This window comes from Neobacillus sp. plas4, assembly GCF_057221695.1.
In genome coordinates, this window is sequence record NZ_CM170152.1 from 5243395 (window position 1) to 5259545 (window position 16151).

Annotated in this window: 11 protein-coding genes; 3 read left to right on the top strand and 8 right to left on the bottom strand. The window is 36.7% G+C overall.

Going from position 1 to position 16151, the window contains the following annotated elements:
• Positions 1-6: 6 nt before the first annotated feature.
• From AC2TFD_RS26385 to AC2TFD_RS26410, 6 genes are all read right to left on the bottom strand, one after another.
• Positions 7-1914 (bottom strand): right-handed parallel beta-helix repeat-containing protein, encoded by a 1908-nt coding sequence (locus AC2TFD_RS26385; protein ID WP_484674249.1) that lies wholly within the window; start codon positions 1912-1914, stop codon positions 7-9.
• 79 nt (positions 1915-1993) lie between these two features.
• Complete coding sequence (locus AC2TFD_RS26390; RefSeq protein ID WP_335515029.1) at positions 1994-3646, bottom strand: extracellular solute-binding protein; 1653 nt, start codon at positions 3644-3646, stop codon at positions 1994-1996.
• Positions 3647-3958: 312 nt separating this feature from the next.
• Positions 3959-4855: a carbohydrate ABC transporter permease gene (locus tag AC2TFD_RS26395; RefSeq protein WP_484674250.1), complete on the bottom strand. Its 897-nt coding sequence runs from the start codon at positions 4853-4855 to the stop codon at positions 3959-3961.
• A gap of 11 nt (positions 4856-4866) precedes the next feature.
• Complete coding sequence (locus tag AC2TFD_RS26400; protein ID WP_484674251.1) at positions 4867-5838, bottom strand: ABC transporter permease; 972 nt, start codon at positions 5836-5838, stop codon at positions 4867-4869.
• 226 nt (positions 5839-6064) lie between these two features.
• Positions 6065-8359, bottom strand: coding sequence for a helix-turn-helix domain-containing protein (locus AC2TFD_RS26405; protein WP_484674252.1), 2295 nt, complete (start codon positions 8357-8359; stop codon positions 6065-6067).
• Positions 8360-8535: 176 nt separating this feature from the next.
• Positions 8536-9771, bottom strand: a complete 1236-nt coding sequence (locus tag AC2TFD_RS26410) for an alpha-L-fucosidase (protein ID WP_335510539.1) — start codon at positions 9769-9771, stop codon at positions 8536-8538.
• A gap of 366 nt (positions 9772-10137) precedes the next feature.
• Between AC2TFD_RS26410 and AC2TFD_RS26415 the strand changes: the two genes are divergently transcribed.
• From AC2TFD_RS26415 to AC2TFD_RS26425, 3 genes are all read left to right on the top strand, one after another.
• Complete coding sequence (locus tag AC2TFD_RS26415; protein WP_335510540.1) at positions 10138-11109, top strand: ABC transporter permease; 972 nt, start codon at positions 10138-10140, stop codon at positions 11107-11109.
• Between the two features lie 26 nt (positions 11110-11135).
• Positions 11136-12032 (top strand): carbohydrate ABC transporter permease, encoded by an 897-nt coding sequence (locus tag AC2TFD_RS26420; RefSeq protein WP_335510542.1) that lies wholly within the window; start codon positions 11136-11138, stop codon positions 12030-12032.
• A gap of 126 nt (positions 12033-12158) precedes the next feature.
• Entirely contained in the window at positions 12159-13802 is a 1644-nt protein-coding gene (locus AC2TFD_RS26425; protein WP_335510544.1) for an ABC transporter substrate-binding protein, read from the top strand.
• A 108-nt stretch (positions 13803-13910) separates the two neighbouring features.
• On the opposite strand, the gene AC2TFD_RS26430 is transcribed toward AC2TFD_RS26425, so the two are convergent.
• Together AC2TFD_RS26430 and AC2TFD_RS26435 are read right to left on the bottom strand one after the other, a co-directional pair.
• Complete coding sequence (locus AC2TFD_RS26430; RefSeq protein ID WP_335510548.1) at positions 13911-14774, bottom strand: ROK family protein; 864 nt, start codon at positions 14772-14774, stop codon at positions 13911-13913.
• 52 nt (positions 14775-14826) lie between these two features.
• Entirely contained in the window at positions 14827-16149 is a 1323-nt protein-coding gene (locus AC2TFD_RS26435; protein WP_484674253.1) for a glycoside hydrolase family 125 protein, read from the bottom strand.
• Positions 16150-16151 lie beyond the last annotated feature (2 nt).

Genomic DNA, 16151 nt, shown 5'->3' on the forward strand with positions numbered 1-16151 from the left:
CCCCGCTTACTTGATTTCTAACGGATTTTTCGTTTCAAACACAACAGTCTGTTCATTGTTAATTTTCATATCACTTTCTTTCATTCGTTTCATCGTTGCAACGGGCACGAAGCCCCCTTCATAGATATTTCCTTCTAGTAAAACATTTTTACAGGTGTCAAATTCAAATAATGCATCGTGAATTCCATCGTAATCCCTGCTTGGATTTACCTTAACAATCTTATTCTTCCTTATGGTTAAATTCTCCACATTTTCTGCTGAAACGACATATTCATGCTGCATATAAAAAGTATTATTTTCTACTGTAATATTTCTATGGATTGGTACTGGAGATGCAATCTCCCCGAGTGGAATCGGATGGATGTAAATAGCTGGTTTACGATAATCCCAATCTTCAACGTGACTTACGTGAAAAGTGTTCCCCCGTATCGTCATATCTCTGACAGGACCAGATTCGTACCAATCGTTTGAATCATTGGAGATAAAGATCGTACTCATGGTAATATTTTGAAAGTGATTATCTTCAATCAACACTTTCCTCCTAGTTGTACAGAGTATTCCTCTCGTTGGAACATGATTAAATGTATTATTCTTAATCACTACTTCTGGTGTATACGTCACATTTTCCATGACATATAAGTATTCACCCTTCTCATTTGTCAAAGTATCAAAGGGCAGCTCCTTGTTAAAGGTTACCTGCATGGTTTGTAGATCATTTCCATCCTGTCCTGGATGAACCACATTTGTTACTTCATACTCTCCTTCGAATTCATCACCCATCGTTGCTCGATTAAAAAAGGCTACACTATCACCTAAATGATATTGCGGGAACCCACTTTGCTGCGGGTGTGCATAAATGACTTCTATTGTGTTTTCATTAATTATTTTTTGGACTCTAGTGAAAGTTCCGTGGATATTAATGGGATCATCATGGGGGTGCATAAACGTACACCCGTCCACGGTAATCACACCTTTAGCGCCTGATACATGAATGGAATCAGCAAAGCTGGATCCATGCTTACCCATGGTGCTGTTTGGGATGAAATTAGTCGACTCGAACGTTATGTCCCCACTCATTTGCACCAGAAAACCGAAACCGTGTAGATAATGAATCTCTACGTTAGATAACGTGATATTTTCACTTTCCCAAATAAACGCACCAGCAGTATTCCGATCGCTCGCTTTACAAAATTCAAATACCCGCTTGTCAACAACTGCCTTTGGCAGGGAGTTGTTATAATGGATACGAATTTTTCCCTTCTCTAATTCTTCTATTTTCACTCTGTTATCAGCGAACGGTCCTTTATTCACAGAGAATCTTCTTTTCATTCCGTTCCTCTCGTCAAATCCAACGACAACCCATTCATTTTTAGAGCCTTCGTCTTTCCAATAATATTGATTGGTGTATGGACTTCTTTCACTTAACCAGTAAAAATTGAGCTGATTTTCACTAATTTCATAGGGAACATAATCTTCTAATTTATAATCCGCATAATAGCAGCCATTTTCAGCAAAAGTTTTCTCGACAAATAATTCTGATAGTGTTGATACCTCGTAATCCCATGATAAGTTTTGTAAACGAATATTTTTTGAGTGAAAAATCCCTAATCCCATGACATCGCCATGAAAATAAAAGAATGAACCGTTTCCCTCAATCGTTAGATTCTCCTGTTCCTCTATTAGAAAGCAAACCGTCTTAATTGGATGTCTTCTCGTATCTGTATTTGATGTATGAAACTCTCTTTTTGGTGCATGATCTGGGTAAAAATGATAAAATCCTTTAGGAAAGGAAAGAATAATATCCTCCTTTATTCCTTTTATATCTTGTAGTACTTGATTAACGATGGGTGAATGATCCTTACTTGAATTTGCTTCTCCCCCGTATTCACTTACATCAATGATTTTTACAGTCATATTTATTTCTCCCACCTTAATAAAAAAGAATACACGTCAGTTAAAGACTTTCGTGTATTCTTTTAATAATGTTCGTTTTTTATTTTCCTACATCATACGCTTTTTGATAGATTTCTAAATAGCGGTCGACTTGTAAATTTTTAAAGCCATCAATATACTTATCCCAATCTTTTTCGATATCTTTTGAACCAGTCACAAATTGAACCATGTTCTCTTCAATGTACTTAGTAATATTGATTTTTAATAAGTTCACTTCATCTGCTTCTTTTGGATCAACCCAAGCCGCTTCAAAATTAAATTGTTCTTTCGGTTCAAATCCATCGTATTTCAGCGTTGCGTTATACAATCTTCTCTCATACCCTTCTAGAGAGAATTCATCTTGTTCAGCGGCAATCGAGTCTCTAAGTGTTCTTGTCAAACCTAGTGGACCTCTTTCTCCCCATCCGAAATGTACTTTATCTTCCTCTTTTAAATCAGGTTCTGCAGGGATAATCGCATATTTTGCTTGTTTACCTGTTAAGTCAATGTCTTCTGGACCACCTTTTTTCCAGTGAACACCTTCTTTACCTCTTGCAGTCATCATGCTGCCTTCTTCTGAATATAAGAAATCCGCCAATTTTATTAATGCTTCCGCTTTTTTCCCTTTTGCTTTATTCGTAATAGCAAAAGTGAAATTATTGACATTACCATAATCGGAAGGTGTAAATTGAGCACCACCTGGCCCTTTTATTGGTGGAACAACATCATATGCTTTTGAAGCGTCCAAAGCGATATCTGAAATAATGGCCAAATGACTTGCTGCACCGCCGCCAAGGACAACATCACCTTGTGGCGTACCTAATTGTTTATAGGCTTCTGGATTCTGAGTAAATGCGCCTTGGTCAATTAATCCTGCTTTATATAAGGAGTGAATATATTTCAATCCTTCCTTCCACTCTGGCTGTGTTGGGGCTAATAATAACTTTCCATTATTCACATTAATATAATCTTTACCATTATTCGGAATGAATGCATTCATTAGAAAGATAGTAGGATCATCACCAAGCATTGTGCTTTCGCCGCTTAACGGGATTTCATCTTTTTTACCATTTCCATTTGGGTCATTATTCTTAAATGCTTCCATAACAGTTTTAAATTCTTCAGTTGTTGTTGGCATTGCTAAATTCAGCTTGTCCAGCCAATCTGTATTAATCCACATTTTTCCGTACTTAGAGCAATGGAAACATTCATTTACTGGAGGCAGAGCATAAATATTACCATCCGGTGCAGTCATTCCTTTTTCTAAATAAGGAACCTCTGTCATCAATTTTTGAAGGTTTGGTGCGTGTTCATTAATTAAATCATTTAATGGCAGAAAAACGCCTTCTTTGCCATACTTTTGCGCTTCTACTTTAGAAATATTATCTAACCAAGCAACTAGCAAATAAGCATCTGGATAGTCACCGCTTGCCAGCGACAATTGACGTTTTTCTTTTGCTGCATCTTGGTTGGCGTCCTGCCAGTTAATTTTAATATTGAACTTTTCTTCAACCATTTTCGTAAATTCATTTTTCTCACGATCAAATACTGGATCGTATGAAATGCTTGGTGTGAAGATCGATACTTCGATCGGTCCATTTGGATCTGAACCTTCCTTTGAATTGTCTGATGAGCTGTTCTTGCTAGGAATACAGCCGGCAAAAAGTAAAACAGTTGAAATTAAAACTAGAAAAATCATTGAAAATCTCTTCATATAAGCCTCTCCCTTGTTTTTAATAAATGTTATAAAAATTTAGGCTGTGTTAAAACAAAATATTGATATTGGCACTCTGTTGATTTGCGCGGAAGGCACGAAGACTCCTCGAAAATGCTATCGCATTTTCTTCGTGCGTGGGCGGATTCAAAGATGTAAATTCAAAGTCCTGCAGGAGTACGGGGCAGGGGAGACCCCACAGGGGCTTTTGCGCCGAGGAGGCTCCCCGTACCGCCTGCGGAAAGCGAAGTGCCTGGAGCGCAAATCAACAGACCTATTTAACACAGCCAAATACAAAATGTTTTAAGTGTTTTAACCCTTTACTGATCCAATTAACATTCCTTTCACAAAATGCTTTTGAACAAATGGATACAGTATTAAAACCGGTAAACTTGAAATAACGATTAATGAATACTTCATTAATTCTTTTAATCCTTGCATCTTCAAAATATCTTCAATATTTGCTGATGGATCGGTATTTAAAATGAGAAGACTTCTTAAAATGAGCTGTAATGGATATAGCTCCTCTGATTTTAAATAAATCAATGCATCAAAGTACATATTCCACTTCATAACGGCATACATGAGGACAAGGACAGCAATAATCGGTTTCGCAAGCGGCAATACGACTTTAAAGATAAAGCCAATATCACTGCAGCCATCCATTTCACTCGCTTCTACTAATTCATCTGGAATTGTAGATTGAAAGAATGTCCTGGCAATGATGACTTGGAACACAGCAAGAGCCGATGGAAGTAAAAGAGCCCAGACTGTATCGATTAAATTTAAATTTTTTACTACAAGATACAGCGGAATTAATCCTCCATCAAAAATCATCGTAAAAACAAGCAGGATCATAATAAGTTTACGGCCATAAAACGATTTTCTTGAAAGAGGATACGCAAGCATAATCGTGATACTAACACTAATAAAGGTTCCTACAATAGTGTAGAACAACGAATTTGAGAATCCCTGTAAAATTTGAGGATTCTTAAATACCGTCGTGTACCCTAATAGAGTTGGTTCTACAGGAAACAGCCATACACGCCCAGATGTTACTGCAGCTGCACTGCTGAATGAAGCGCTCACAATATAGATAAGCGGATATAGTACAGCAATTAAAACGAGAGTTAAGAATACATAAACAGCAGCCATAAAAACGCGGTCAATTTTTGATTCTTTTATTCTAATATTTTCTGTTGTCTTCATATCCTTCCCTCCTACCATAAACTAGATGACGAGAATCGTTTGGATATTTTGTTAGCAGTAAAAATTAATATGAAGTTAACAATGGAATTAAATAGACCTACGGCAGAAGCAAAGCTAAAGTTCGCTCCAAGCAATCCAACTTTATACACATAAGTGGAAATAACTTCAGATGAATTCGTATTTAATGGATTTTGCAATAGATAGATCTTCTCAAATCCCATTGACATGATACTCCCAACATTAAGTATTAATAAAACGATAATAATAGGGAATATTCCTGGAAGATCGACATTCATGATTTTTTGGAAGCGATTTGCTCCATCGACCTTTGCCGCTTCATACAATTGTGTATCAACCCCTGCAAGAGCAGCTAAGTAAATAATCGTTGCGTATCCGGTGTTTTGCCATACATCTGACCAAACATAAATTGATTTAAAATAAGATGGATTTCCTAAAAAATTGATTGGCTCGATACCAAATAAGCCTAAAATATTATTAACAATTCCTGCATTTGGTGATAAAAACAAAATAATGATCGACACCATAATAACAGTAGAGATAAAGTAAGGTGCATAAGTAATCGTTTGCACAAATTTTTTAAAACGAGCATTTTGAACTTCATTTAAAGCCAATGCTAATATAATCGGACAAATAAACCCTACAATTAATCCGTAAACGCTTAGCCCCAGTGTGTTTTTTAATAAGAGAGAGAAGTTTGGACTGTCAAAAAAGGATTGGAAATACTTCATTCCTGCCCAATCACTGCCAAAAATTCCTTTTACCACACTATAATCTTTAAACGCAATAACAATACCTGCCATCGGAACATACTTAAAGGTAATCAAAAAAATCAATGGGATAGCAACTAGGAAATATAATTGCCAGTGTTTCTTTACTTTTTTCCATCTTGATTGTTTTGAGACAACCTCTTTTTTAATACCAAAATTTTTCATTTGTTTTTGATCCAATACTTCTACCTTCATATTACCCCCCCATTTTTATTGTCGTTACTTCGCTGCGAATAATCTTAATCTTTAAAATGTTACCGCTATCATAATTGAAATTTATAAAACGGGAAAGATACGATTTATTTCATAACGTACATTAAAAAAACCCTTGATAATAAAGGGTTTTTTCAGCATTTGGATATGGAACCGTACAATTAATTTATAGGGTACAGTTTTTTGAAAGCGAGTATTTTTTCCTTTTTTACGCACTTTTCATCATTTTTCGATATTCTGATGGCGAAGATCCAGTATTGCGTTTAAAAGCACGACGGAAGGAATGTGCACTGTTATATCCTGAAAGCGCAGCAATATCTTCAATCGCGTCATCGGATTGAACCAATTTTGATTTCGCAAAGTTAATCCGTACATCCTCAATATAATCTGAAATATTTACACCAACATGTTCTTTAAAAATCGACGGGACCAATTTTTCAGGTAGACCAACAGCTTCAGAAATTTTATATACTGTTAAATCAGGATCGTTAAAATGGTGTTTAATCCATTCCTTCATCTTATGAATCAATTGCTGCCTGCCTGCGGACTTATTTTCATAGATACTCTGAGCAATTTCAATCATCATTACTTTTATCTGCTCAATAGTTTTATGAAAACTGCTCTTTCTCGACAACAATACTTCTAAACGTTCCCGTATTTCATCTGCCTTCGCCGCGTTCAACTGAGTGTTTTTTGAAAGAATTCTAACCATTGTACCATTCAAGGTCGCCAATAATTGGGCACCTATTTGGTGCGTTAACACTCTTCTTTCCACATTTTCAAGAAGTATTTTATCAACCAGCTCATTTACCTCATTTACTTCTCCGGTTTTTACAGCATTAATAAGGCGAAGTTCTACCTCAATGGGATAATAATAATCAATCGTGTCCTCTATATAAGTATGCTCATGTTTATATAATAGGCCTTGCCCCTGAATGGATTGAATAATTGGTAAACTTAACTTTGCCTCTTCAAAGGATTGATGAATATCTGTTAACTGTTCAAATTGGCTTCCCATTCCAATATTCACTTTTAATCTATATTTCTTTTCTATTCGTTTAATGAACAAATGCAGTGACCCTTCCAACTTTTTCGCTTCTTGAAGGGAGAGTTTTTTATCATATGATAAAAGAAGAAGGACTTGATCTTGATTGATATTGGAGAGCAGACCCTCTCCATTAAAAAGATCTGTTAATTCATTTTGTATAAATAGTTGTGCGACATTCATTTCATCTAGCATCTCTCTATCCATATCATTCAGCATATGAATAATTTGTACGATACCGATAATACCAAAAGAACCTTTCAACGGCAGGTTAGCTTGTTCCACTAACAGTTGGGCTTCTTTTGAAGAAGTAAACTCCCCTGCAACTAATTTTCGAATGACCGAATCTTGCAAAATCGGTAATTGGTTTTGCATTTTAACCTTTAGTTGATCATTATTAGCAATGATATCTTCCACATTGCTGTGGATAAAATCATATGGATCAGCCGCTTTTCCGATTTCTGTAATTTTCATTACTCCCAGAAGCCGGTTTAGAGGAATGCTATTTTTATATGAGAAAAGAAAGGCAGTAAATAGTCCGGTAAGAATGGTCAAAAATGCTAGGATTGAACTAATTGTTTGAATAAAACTGACATCCTCTGATAATTTCTCTTTCGAAATGAGTGCAACATACGTCCACTTATTATTATTAGACTTCGTTTCAATATACATATATTTATTGTCATGATCCATAATGGAGAATTTACCCGTTGACTTGTCAAAAGAAATCATGTTTTTATCCATGTTATCGCCTGTAATTACATTTCCTTTGTCATCAAGAATAAAAGTGGAACCGTCGTATTGGGAAGAAATCCTATTCAATAATGTTGTGATTTTCGTTTCATCTATCATTACTACAATATTAGCTTTTGGATTCTTACTATTAAATGGCAGTGATTGTACATATGTAATAATGGATTCTGTCTTTTTCCCCATCTTTACATTTGCAGCGGGAAAATAATGACGGGAAAGATACGTTTGATTGATGTTTTTTTTCCAATCCTCATAACTTAGTCCTTCATATGAGTGGTTATAATAAAAGTCCTTTGTTCGCACATACGATGACTCAGGAGATACGATGGTGTCAATTTGATTAAAATAGATATAAAAATTATTAAATAACTTATTTGTATACCAATACGGATTAATACTATTTTGAACTTTATAAATATCATAAGCGATATTTATATCCGTATTCGATTTTCGATACATTAATTGATTAATTTCCGGATTTAAAGACATCTGGTAAACAAAGTTCTCAATCTCATCATTTTTTTGATCGATCATGTCTTTCGTTTGATTGAGCAGATTTTTACTATTTTCACTCGCATAGTCTTTTATTATATGAATACTAACTTGATAAATAATTAAACTAGTAAAAAGTGGAATGATTAGAATCAATAGATAGGATAATAAAAACTTTCTAAAAATCTTTATTTTTTCAATTCTATCAAACATGATTATCACCGTCCTTCCGCAATATTTATTGTCTGCCAGTCATGCTGCAATTTACCTTCCCTATCTAAATATTACAGGAAACAAGTTTTTTTATTCATCATAAAAAAGATTCGTGTTAACGATAACACGAATCTAACAAACTAATATAGTTATGTCAATAACTGAACTTTCAATCATTATTCAGAATGATAACAGGAAAACTCTTTAATGATTGGATTTTCTACAGTCTCTACTATTTTAAGTTTTAATTTACTTGTCTTTACTGGCGATATTTGTTTAATGAACTTATGGCCAATGGCGGTACCAGTTGCAACGAAGACCCACTTTCCATCAACATAAGCCTCTATTTCAAACTTCCTGACACGCTCACCAAATAAAATATCTTCCATTAATAGGATATGATCGATGGACGTTTCTTTTTCTAACTCTAAGACTACTTCATTTCCACTCCCGGAAATCTTCCCTAGTGGATTTGAAAATCTTCTTTTTATTTCAGCACCAAATTCCAATAGTCTTTTCGCATCGACTTCAGGAATCAATCCCCGATCATCAGGGGACACATTCAATAATAAGTTGGTACCATGCCCAACCGAATGATAGTAAATATGCATTAGTTCATCCAATGACAGTAAACTTTCTTCATCATTAGGATGCCAAAACCAATGTCTTTTTCGAATCGGAACATCGCATTCTGCCGGGAGCCAATCCGGTGTCCCTGGAAGCCAGTTCACTTTTTCATTGGAAAACATACTGATTTTAGCAGCACTTTCTGTATTCCAGCACGGATATGGTGCAACTCCGTCTTCGTTACCCACCCATCTAATGGTTGGCTGTCCCATATTAAAGATCATCGCATTCGGCTGGTATTGTTTAACAATTCCGATGATTCTTTCCCAATTATATTTTCGGCCTTCCGATCCTGCTCCATCAAACCAAACCTCCACTAATGGACCATATTGTGTCATCAACTCTGTCAGCTGCTTACTATAAAAATCATCATAGGCTTCAATGTCTGAATAACATGGTTCATGTCGGTCCCATGGTGATAGGTAGATGCCAAATTGCATGCCTTCTTTTTGACAGGCATCTGCACATTCACGTACTATATCCCCTTTTCCGTCTTTCCAAGGACTAGATTTTACTGAATAATCCGTAGTCTCGGTCGGCCAAAGGCAAAAACCATCATGGTGTTTCGCCGTTAAAATAAAGTATTTGAATCCTGCATCCTTTGCAAGCTTGACCCATTGTCCAACATCTAGCTCAGTCGGGTTAAACAATTGTGGTGAGTCTTTGCCTTCTCCCCATTCTTGATCACAAAAGGTATTGATACCAAAGTGACAAAATATGCCTAAGTCTAAATTCTGCCATGCAATTTGATCTTTCGTAGGCAGCGCAAGTTTAACCTTTTCCAATTTATCCACACCCTTATGTTAATTGTTTACTGCTCAACAGCAAAATAAGTTGTAAGCGCTCTTTGGTGTTATCGATAACAAAAATATAACAAATGTTGAAATCAATTGTCAAACAAATAAAAATTATGGTGCCTGATGTTACTGGTCCAAATCAATGAGCTTTATAAGCTTACCGGACATCACTACTAATTGTACTATATTCTTGTAAATTCTCGCATTATAGTATTTTAATGGAAAATGGAATTGACAGTCTATTTTATAGATGTTATTTTAGTGTTATCGGTACCATTACTTCTAAGATTTCCGCATATTGTAAGCGCTTAAAGAATAAGCACACTATTACAACAAATAAGGAGGGATTTAAGTATGGAAACTATTAAGGTATTGAATGAGAAAACTGAAATTTCAGTAAAGAAGGGGTATGAGACAAAAAATTCAATACTGAAACAAATTAAAAATAGCTGGCAATTGTATGTGATCTTCTTTTTACCACTTGTTTACATAATCGTATTCCATTACATACCGATGTATGGTGTAACAATTGCTTTTAAAAGTTTTAATCCAGTACAAGGAATTTTAGGAAGCCCCTGGATTGGTTTTGATCATTTTGTACGATTTTTTCATTCATACGAGTTTAAGCGGGTAATTCTTAATACATTAATCTTAAGTTTTTATCAGTTACTTGCAGGATTTCCGTTCCCAATTATTTTGGCATTAGCCCTTAATTACGTTAATAAAAAGCATTTCAAAAAGACAGTTCAGATGGTTTCTTATGCACCGCATTTTATCTCAGTAGTAGTTATGGTAGGTATAATTCTTGTGTTTTTAGAAACGAGAGGTCCAATTAATAGTTTATTAAATTTACTTGGATTTGACTCCATAAACTTCATGGGGAATCCTGATAATTTTAAATCCATTTATGTTTGGTCGGGAATTTGGCAAAATATCGGATTTGGCTGCATTATTTATTTGGCAGCATTATCGAGTGTTAGTCCAACGCTTCATGAAGCTGCTGTTGTTGATGGAGCAACGAAACTCCAGAGAATTTGGCATATTGATATTCCTGGTATTTTACCAATTATGATTGTTTTATTCATTCTCGATATGGGAAGTATTTTGAGCGTCGGGTTTGAGAAAGTACTATTGCTGCAAAATCCGCTAAACTTACGAACATCTGAAGTTATAGATACTTATGTATATAAAATCGGTCTCGTATCAGCGGTACCTAACTATTCGTATGCTGCTGCAATAGGATTATTCAAAGCAGTCATTGGCTTTATTATGATTATCACGGTCAATAAATTAGCGAAAAAGGTTGGGCAAGAAAACCTATGGTAATAAAAAAGAGAAAGTGGTGATATGTGATGATGAATCATTCGATTAAAGAAACGAAAGGTGACAGGCTGTTTACAATCGTAAACTATTCTGTGCTTTCCTTATTGTTAGTTGTGTTTCTTTATCCACTTATTTACATTGTTAGTGCATCATTTAGTTCAACTGAAGCCGTACTTTCAGGGAAAGTTTGGTTATGGCCGGTTGACTTTAGCTTAGAAGGATACAAAGCGGTTTTTGATTATAAATTAATTTGGACAGGCTATGCTAATTCCCTTTTTTACACTGTGGTTGGAACGCTAATAAATATTGTCATGACAATTTTAGCAGCTTACCCATTATCTAGAGATGAATTTTACGGCAGGAAATTTTTCATGTTACTTTTCCTATTTACCATGATTTTTAGCGGTGGGCTTATTCCAAACTATTTACTTGTTAAAGAACTTGGAATGTTAGACACACGCTGGGCAATGATTATTCCAGGTGCCATGTCTGTTTTTAATGTTATTATCACAAGAACTTACTTTAAATCGACAATCCCAAAGGAATTGCAAGAAGCTGCAAAGATAGATGGGTGCAGTGATTTCCGATTTTTATGGAGTATTGTCTTACCTCTGTCAGGGCCAATTATAGCCGTTATGACTTTGTTCTATGCAGTTGGACATTGGAACTCATTCTTTAACGCTTTAATCTATTTACGAGACCAAGATTTGTTTCCTTTGCAATTAATTTTGAATAATATTCTTGTTCAAAATCAAATTGACCCGCAATTATTAGGGGATATGGAGCAGCAGGCCGCCAAAGCCGGTTTAAGCGAACTATTGAAATACTCTCTAATTGTTGTTGCTTCCGTTCCCGTTCTTATTATCTATCCTTTTGTTCAAAAACACTTTGTTAAAGGCGTTATGATTGGTTCATTGAAAGATTAGCCTCGGAAAAAAGTAGATAATAGGAAGTAGATTAATAGTTTGCCTTAAGGGTGGTGGTGATTCAATAAAATTACCATAAGTGATCAAATAATTTATAATCAAACAATTTAAGGGGGATTGTTTTAAATGAAAAGAGTTGTTCATACTGGTTTGGCTTTTCTGTTAATGATTTCATTATTATTAGTTGCGTGTTCAAATCAAGAAGCAAGCAGCGGGACGAATGAGAAAAAAGAAATTAAACCAATTGTTACAGAAGCCGGGACATTTCCAATCGTTAAGGAAAAAGTAACACTTAAAGTGTTGGTAAGAGGAAATAGCTTCGTTGAAGACATCAAAACCAATGAGTTTACCAAATGGTTAGAAGAGAAAACAAATGTACATGTAGAGTGGGAAGTATTGCCTGAACAAAATGCTGCAGAAAAATTAAATTTAGTCCTTGCAAGCGGAGATTATCCGGATGTTATTATGGATGCGCCTCTTTCAACGGCTCAGCTGATGATTTATGGAAAACAAGGTGTATTTCTTCCACTTAATGATTTAATTGATAAATATGGTGTCGAGACTAAGAAAATGTTTGATGAGCTGCCAATTGTCAAAGATACAATTACAACACCTGACGGCAATATATACTCATTACCTCAAGTGAATGCCTGCTACCATTGCTCCGTTCCAGAAAAGTTGTGGATTAACAAAACATGGCTGGACAAGCTTGGCCTTGAGGAGCCAACTACAACGGAAGAGTTTTATCAGGTATTAAAAGCATTCAAAGAAAAAGATCCAAACGGCAACGGAAAAGCAGATGAAATTCCTTTAGCTGGCTCGCCGGACGCTTGGGGAAGCCGAGTAGAATTCTATCTAATAAATCCTTTTATTTATTCCGGAAATGGGAACCATCTATTTGTTGATAACGGTAAGATTGATGTCGCCTTCAATAAGCCTGATTGGAAAAAAGGAATTCAGTACATGCGTAAGCTAAATAAAGAAGGATTACTTGCCTCTGAATCCTTTACTCTTGATGGTACCCAGTATAAGAAAATCGGATCAAACCCTGATGCACAACTGTTAGGTGCAGGCTTTGGGGCCTCAACAGGGGGATTCACTGCATCTCCAGAACTAGGAAAAGACTTTGTAGCTTTAGCTCCATTAAAAGGTCCAAATGGGAATCAAATTTCACAGAATTATCCTAATCCTGTCACAAGACCTGCTGAATTTGTCATTACGAAAAACGCGAAACATCCAGATGTAGCATTACGTTGGGCTGATGCCATGTTTAACGAAGAGTTCACCATGCGTTCCGTACTTGGGATAGAAGGAGAAAACTGGAGAAAAGCGGAAGCTGGAGAGCTAGGGATAGATGGTAAGCCAGGGAAATATTTAAGGATTCCTGGTAAGGAAGAAGGTAATAACAAGCACTGGTCACAAACGGGCCCTTCGCTGCGTACAGCCGAATTCCGTCTATCTGAAGTTGTGGATGAGACAAATCAGGAAAAAATCCTTTATGAAGCAACAAATAAACAATATGAACCTTATAAAGCAGATGAAGATATGCTTATCCCTACACTTTTCTTTACGGAGGAACAAGCTTCTGAATTAGCTGAACTTGAAAAGACTGTTACAGATTACGTAAAGGAAATGACTGCCCGCTTTGTAACAGGAGACGCTGATATCGATAAGGAATGGGATTCGTATCTTGAAACCCTAGAAAGTATGAATTTAAAGAGATTTATAGAAATCAATCAAGCAGCGTATGATGCTAAATATAAAAAATAAGGTGTAGAATCACTGAAAGTGCTTAGAAACATTAAACCTTCGGCTAAAAACAAAAGAGGCTTTTCCCAAAATTAGCTTTTGGGACAGCCTCTTTTTCTGCAACAAACCTTACAATTCATTTACTGCCTGTCGGGCAAGCAATAGAGCGCCTGTGATTCCGGCATTATCTCCCAATCCAGGACTTACAATATAATTTTCTAGTTCAGGTAAAGTAACGTAATCATTTAATAACTTTTTCAAATAGTTGTAGATACAATCGAAGACTTGCTTTTGGTGCATGACTCCGCCGCCGAGGATAATCATCTTTGGCGAAAGGATGAGCACATATTGCATAAGTGCCTGAGCAAGATAATAGCCTTCCATATCCCAAACTTCAAATCGATCTACAAGGTCGATACCCTTCGCTCCCCAGCGTGCTTCAATTGCCGGACCAGCCGCCAGACCTTCTAAGCAATCACTGTGGTATGGACACTTTCCTTGATAGTCATCTTCTGGATGCCTCCTTACCAGAATATGCCCCATTTCAGGATGAGACAGTCCTTGAAGCAGCTGTCCCTGAACTAGTGCCCCTGCCCCAATTCCGGTTCCCACCGTTATGTACAAGCAGCTATCCAGTCCTTTGGCTGCTCCTAAAGTGGCTTCACCGAGAGCCGCTGCATTTACATCCGTATTAAAACCGACTGGAACGGCAAATGCCTCCTTCATGGTTTGAACAAACGGATAATTCTTCCATCCTGGTTTTGGTGTAGAAGTGATAAATCCATAGGCAGGGCTTTCCCTGTTTACATCAACTGGACCAAAGGATCCAATCCCAATCGCTTTGACAGGATACTGCCTAAAAAACTCGATTACTTTTGGTATAGTTTCCTCAGGAATAGTTGTAGGAATCTGTTCGCGTGCAAAAATTTCACCTGTTTCATCCCCAACGGCACAAACAAACTTTGTACCACCAGCTTCAATCGCTCCTAACATTTTTATATCTCCCCTTTAACAATGGAACAATGCTCCGATTTATGTTAGCATTTTACGCTTGATTTTTCATAAGCTGGTAATAAAGCGGACTTCCTTTAACTGCTTTACCTGTTAGAGCTAACACAAATTCACTAAACATCGTGTTTGCCCATGCAAACCAATCCCTCGTAAATTCTTCAGGTGAATCGGCATTAAAGCCTTCATGCATAAATTTAGTACCGCCGTCTGTATTTTTAAAATATGACAATATTTTTTGCTGTTCCGCTGCATCAGTTGTTGTCATCCCTTGAATCGCAAGAGCAATATGCCAAATATAATGATCAGGGGTATGCGGACTGCCGATTCCCTTCGCATATTTTCCTTCATAATAATACGGATTATCCCTGCTTAAAAGGAATGAACGAGTATTTACATACCTCGAATCATCAAATGGGAGATACCCTAAATATGGAGCAGCAAGCAGGCTCGGAACATTGGCGTCATCCATCAAATTGACGCGCGCTTCGCCATCGGTTTCATAGACATACATGTCACCGTAAATTGGGTGGCCAAACCTCGCATATTGTTCAATCCCTTTTTGAATTTCATCACGGAGCTTTACGCATTCATCTTTTAATGATGTATTGTGAAGAACTTCCCCGCATATTTCTGCTGCATAACCTAAAACGACAACCGAAAACATATTTGCAGGTACGAGGTATCCATAGGTGCAGGCATCATCACTCGGACGGAAAGCACTCCATGTCATTCCCGTTGGTACAACACGACCTCCTTTACCATCGCGGATTAACGTATCCGACTGACTGCAATCAGAACGCTCGAAGCGATAAGGAGATAGTTTTTCATGATCCTGCTCGGTCCGCCAAACTGTGATAATTGTTTCAATGACATTTTGGAATGTTTCATCAAAATGGGTGGTACGTCCTGTCGATTTCCAAAATAAATACGCTAACTGAACAGGGTAGCATAGAGAGTCAATCTCGTATTTCCGCTCCCAAATATGTGGTGTCATCTCCGTAAGGTCGGTTTGATACCCGTGCCCATTTGCACTTTCATTGAAAGCATTGGCATAAGGATCATGTAAGATAAACGCAAATTGCTGGCGGATAACCCCTTCTAGTAAATCAGCAATCTCTTGATCCTCCTCAGCAGCAAGCAAATAAGGTCTTACCTGTGCAGCTGAATCTCGCAGCCACATTGCTGGAATGTCCCCAGTAATTACGAACGTTTTTCCATCTTCTTGTTTTTTCATCGTTGTTTCGTACGTATTAACAAAGCATTGTTCAAACATTTGCTGGAGTTTCTCGTCATGAGGAAAAAATTCCTTCACATGATTAATTAACTTTTTTAAAGATTGGGGGATCGTAACTGTCATTT

Coding starts and splice junctions, on each gene's coding strand:
- AC2TFD_RS26400 (WP_484674251.1), bottom strand. CDS start 5,838: ATGAAGGTAGAAGTATTGGATCAAAAACAAATGAAAAATTTTGGTATT.
- AC2TFD_RS26385 (WP_484674249.1), bottom strand. CDS start 1,914: ATGACTGTAAAAATCATTGATGTAAGTGAATACGGGGGAGAAGCAAAT.
- AC2TFD_RS26435 (WP_484674253.1), bottom strand. CDS start 16,149: ATGACAGTTACGATCCCCCAATCTTTAAAAAAGTTAATTAATCATGTG.
- AC2TFD_RS26415 (WP_335510540.1), top strand. CDS start 10,138: ATGGAAACTATTAAGGTATTGAATGAGAAAACTGAAATTTCAGTAAAG.
- AC2TFD_RS26395 (WP_484674250.1), bottom strand. CDS start 4,855: ATGAAGACAACAGAAAATATTAGAATAAAAGAATCAAAAATTGACCGC.
- AC2TFD_RS26430 (WP_335510548.1), bottom strand. CDS start 14,774: ATGTTAGGAGCGATTGAAGCTGGTGGTACAAAGTTTGTTTGTGCCGTT.
- AC2TFD_RS26405 (WP_484674252.1), bottom strand. CDS start 8,359: ATGTTTGATAGAATTGAAAAAATAAAGATTTTTAGAAAGTTTTTATTA.
- AC2TFD_RS26390 (WP_335515029.1), bottom strand. CDS start 3,646: ATGAAGAGATTTTCAATGATTTTTCTAGTTTTAATTTCAACTGTTTTA.
- AC2TFD_RS26420 (WP_335510542.1), top strand. CDS start 11,136: ATGATGAATCATTCGATTAAAGAAACGAAAGGTGACAGGCTGTTTACA.
- AC2TFD_RS26425 (WP_335510544.1), top strand. CDS start 12,159: ATGAAAAGAGTTGTTCATACTGGTTTGGCTTTTCTGTTAATGATTTCA.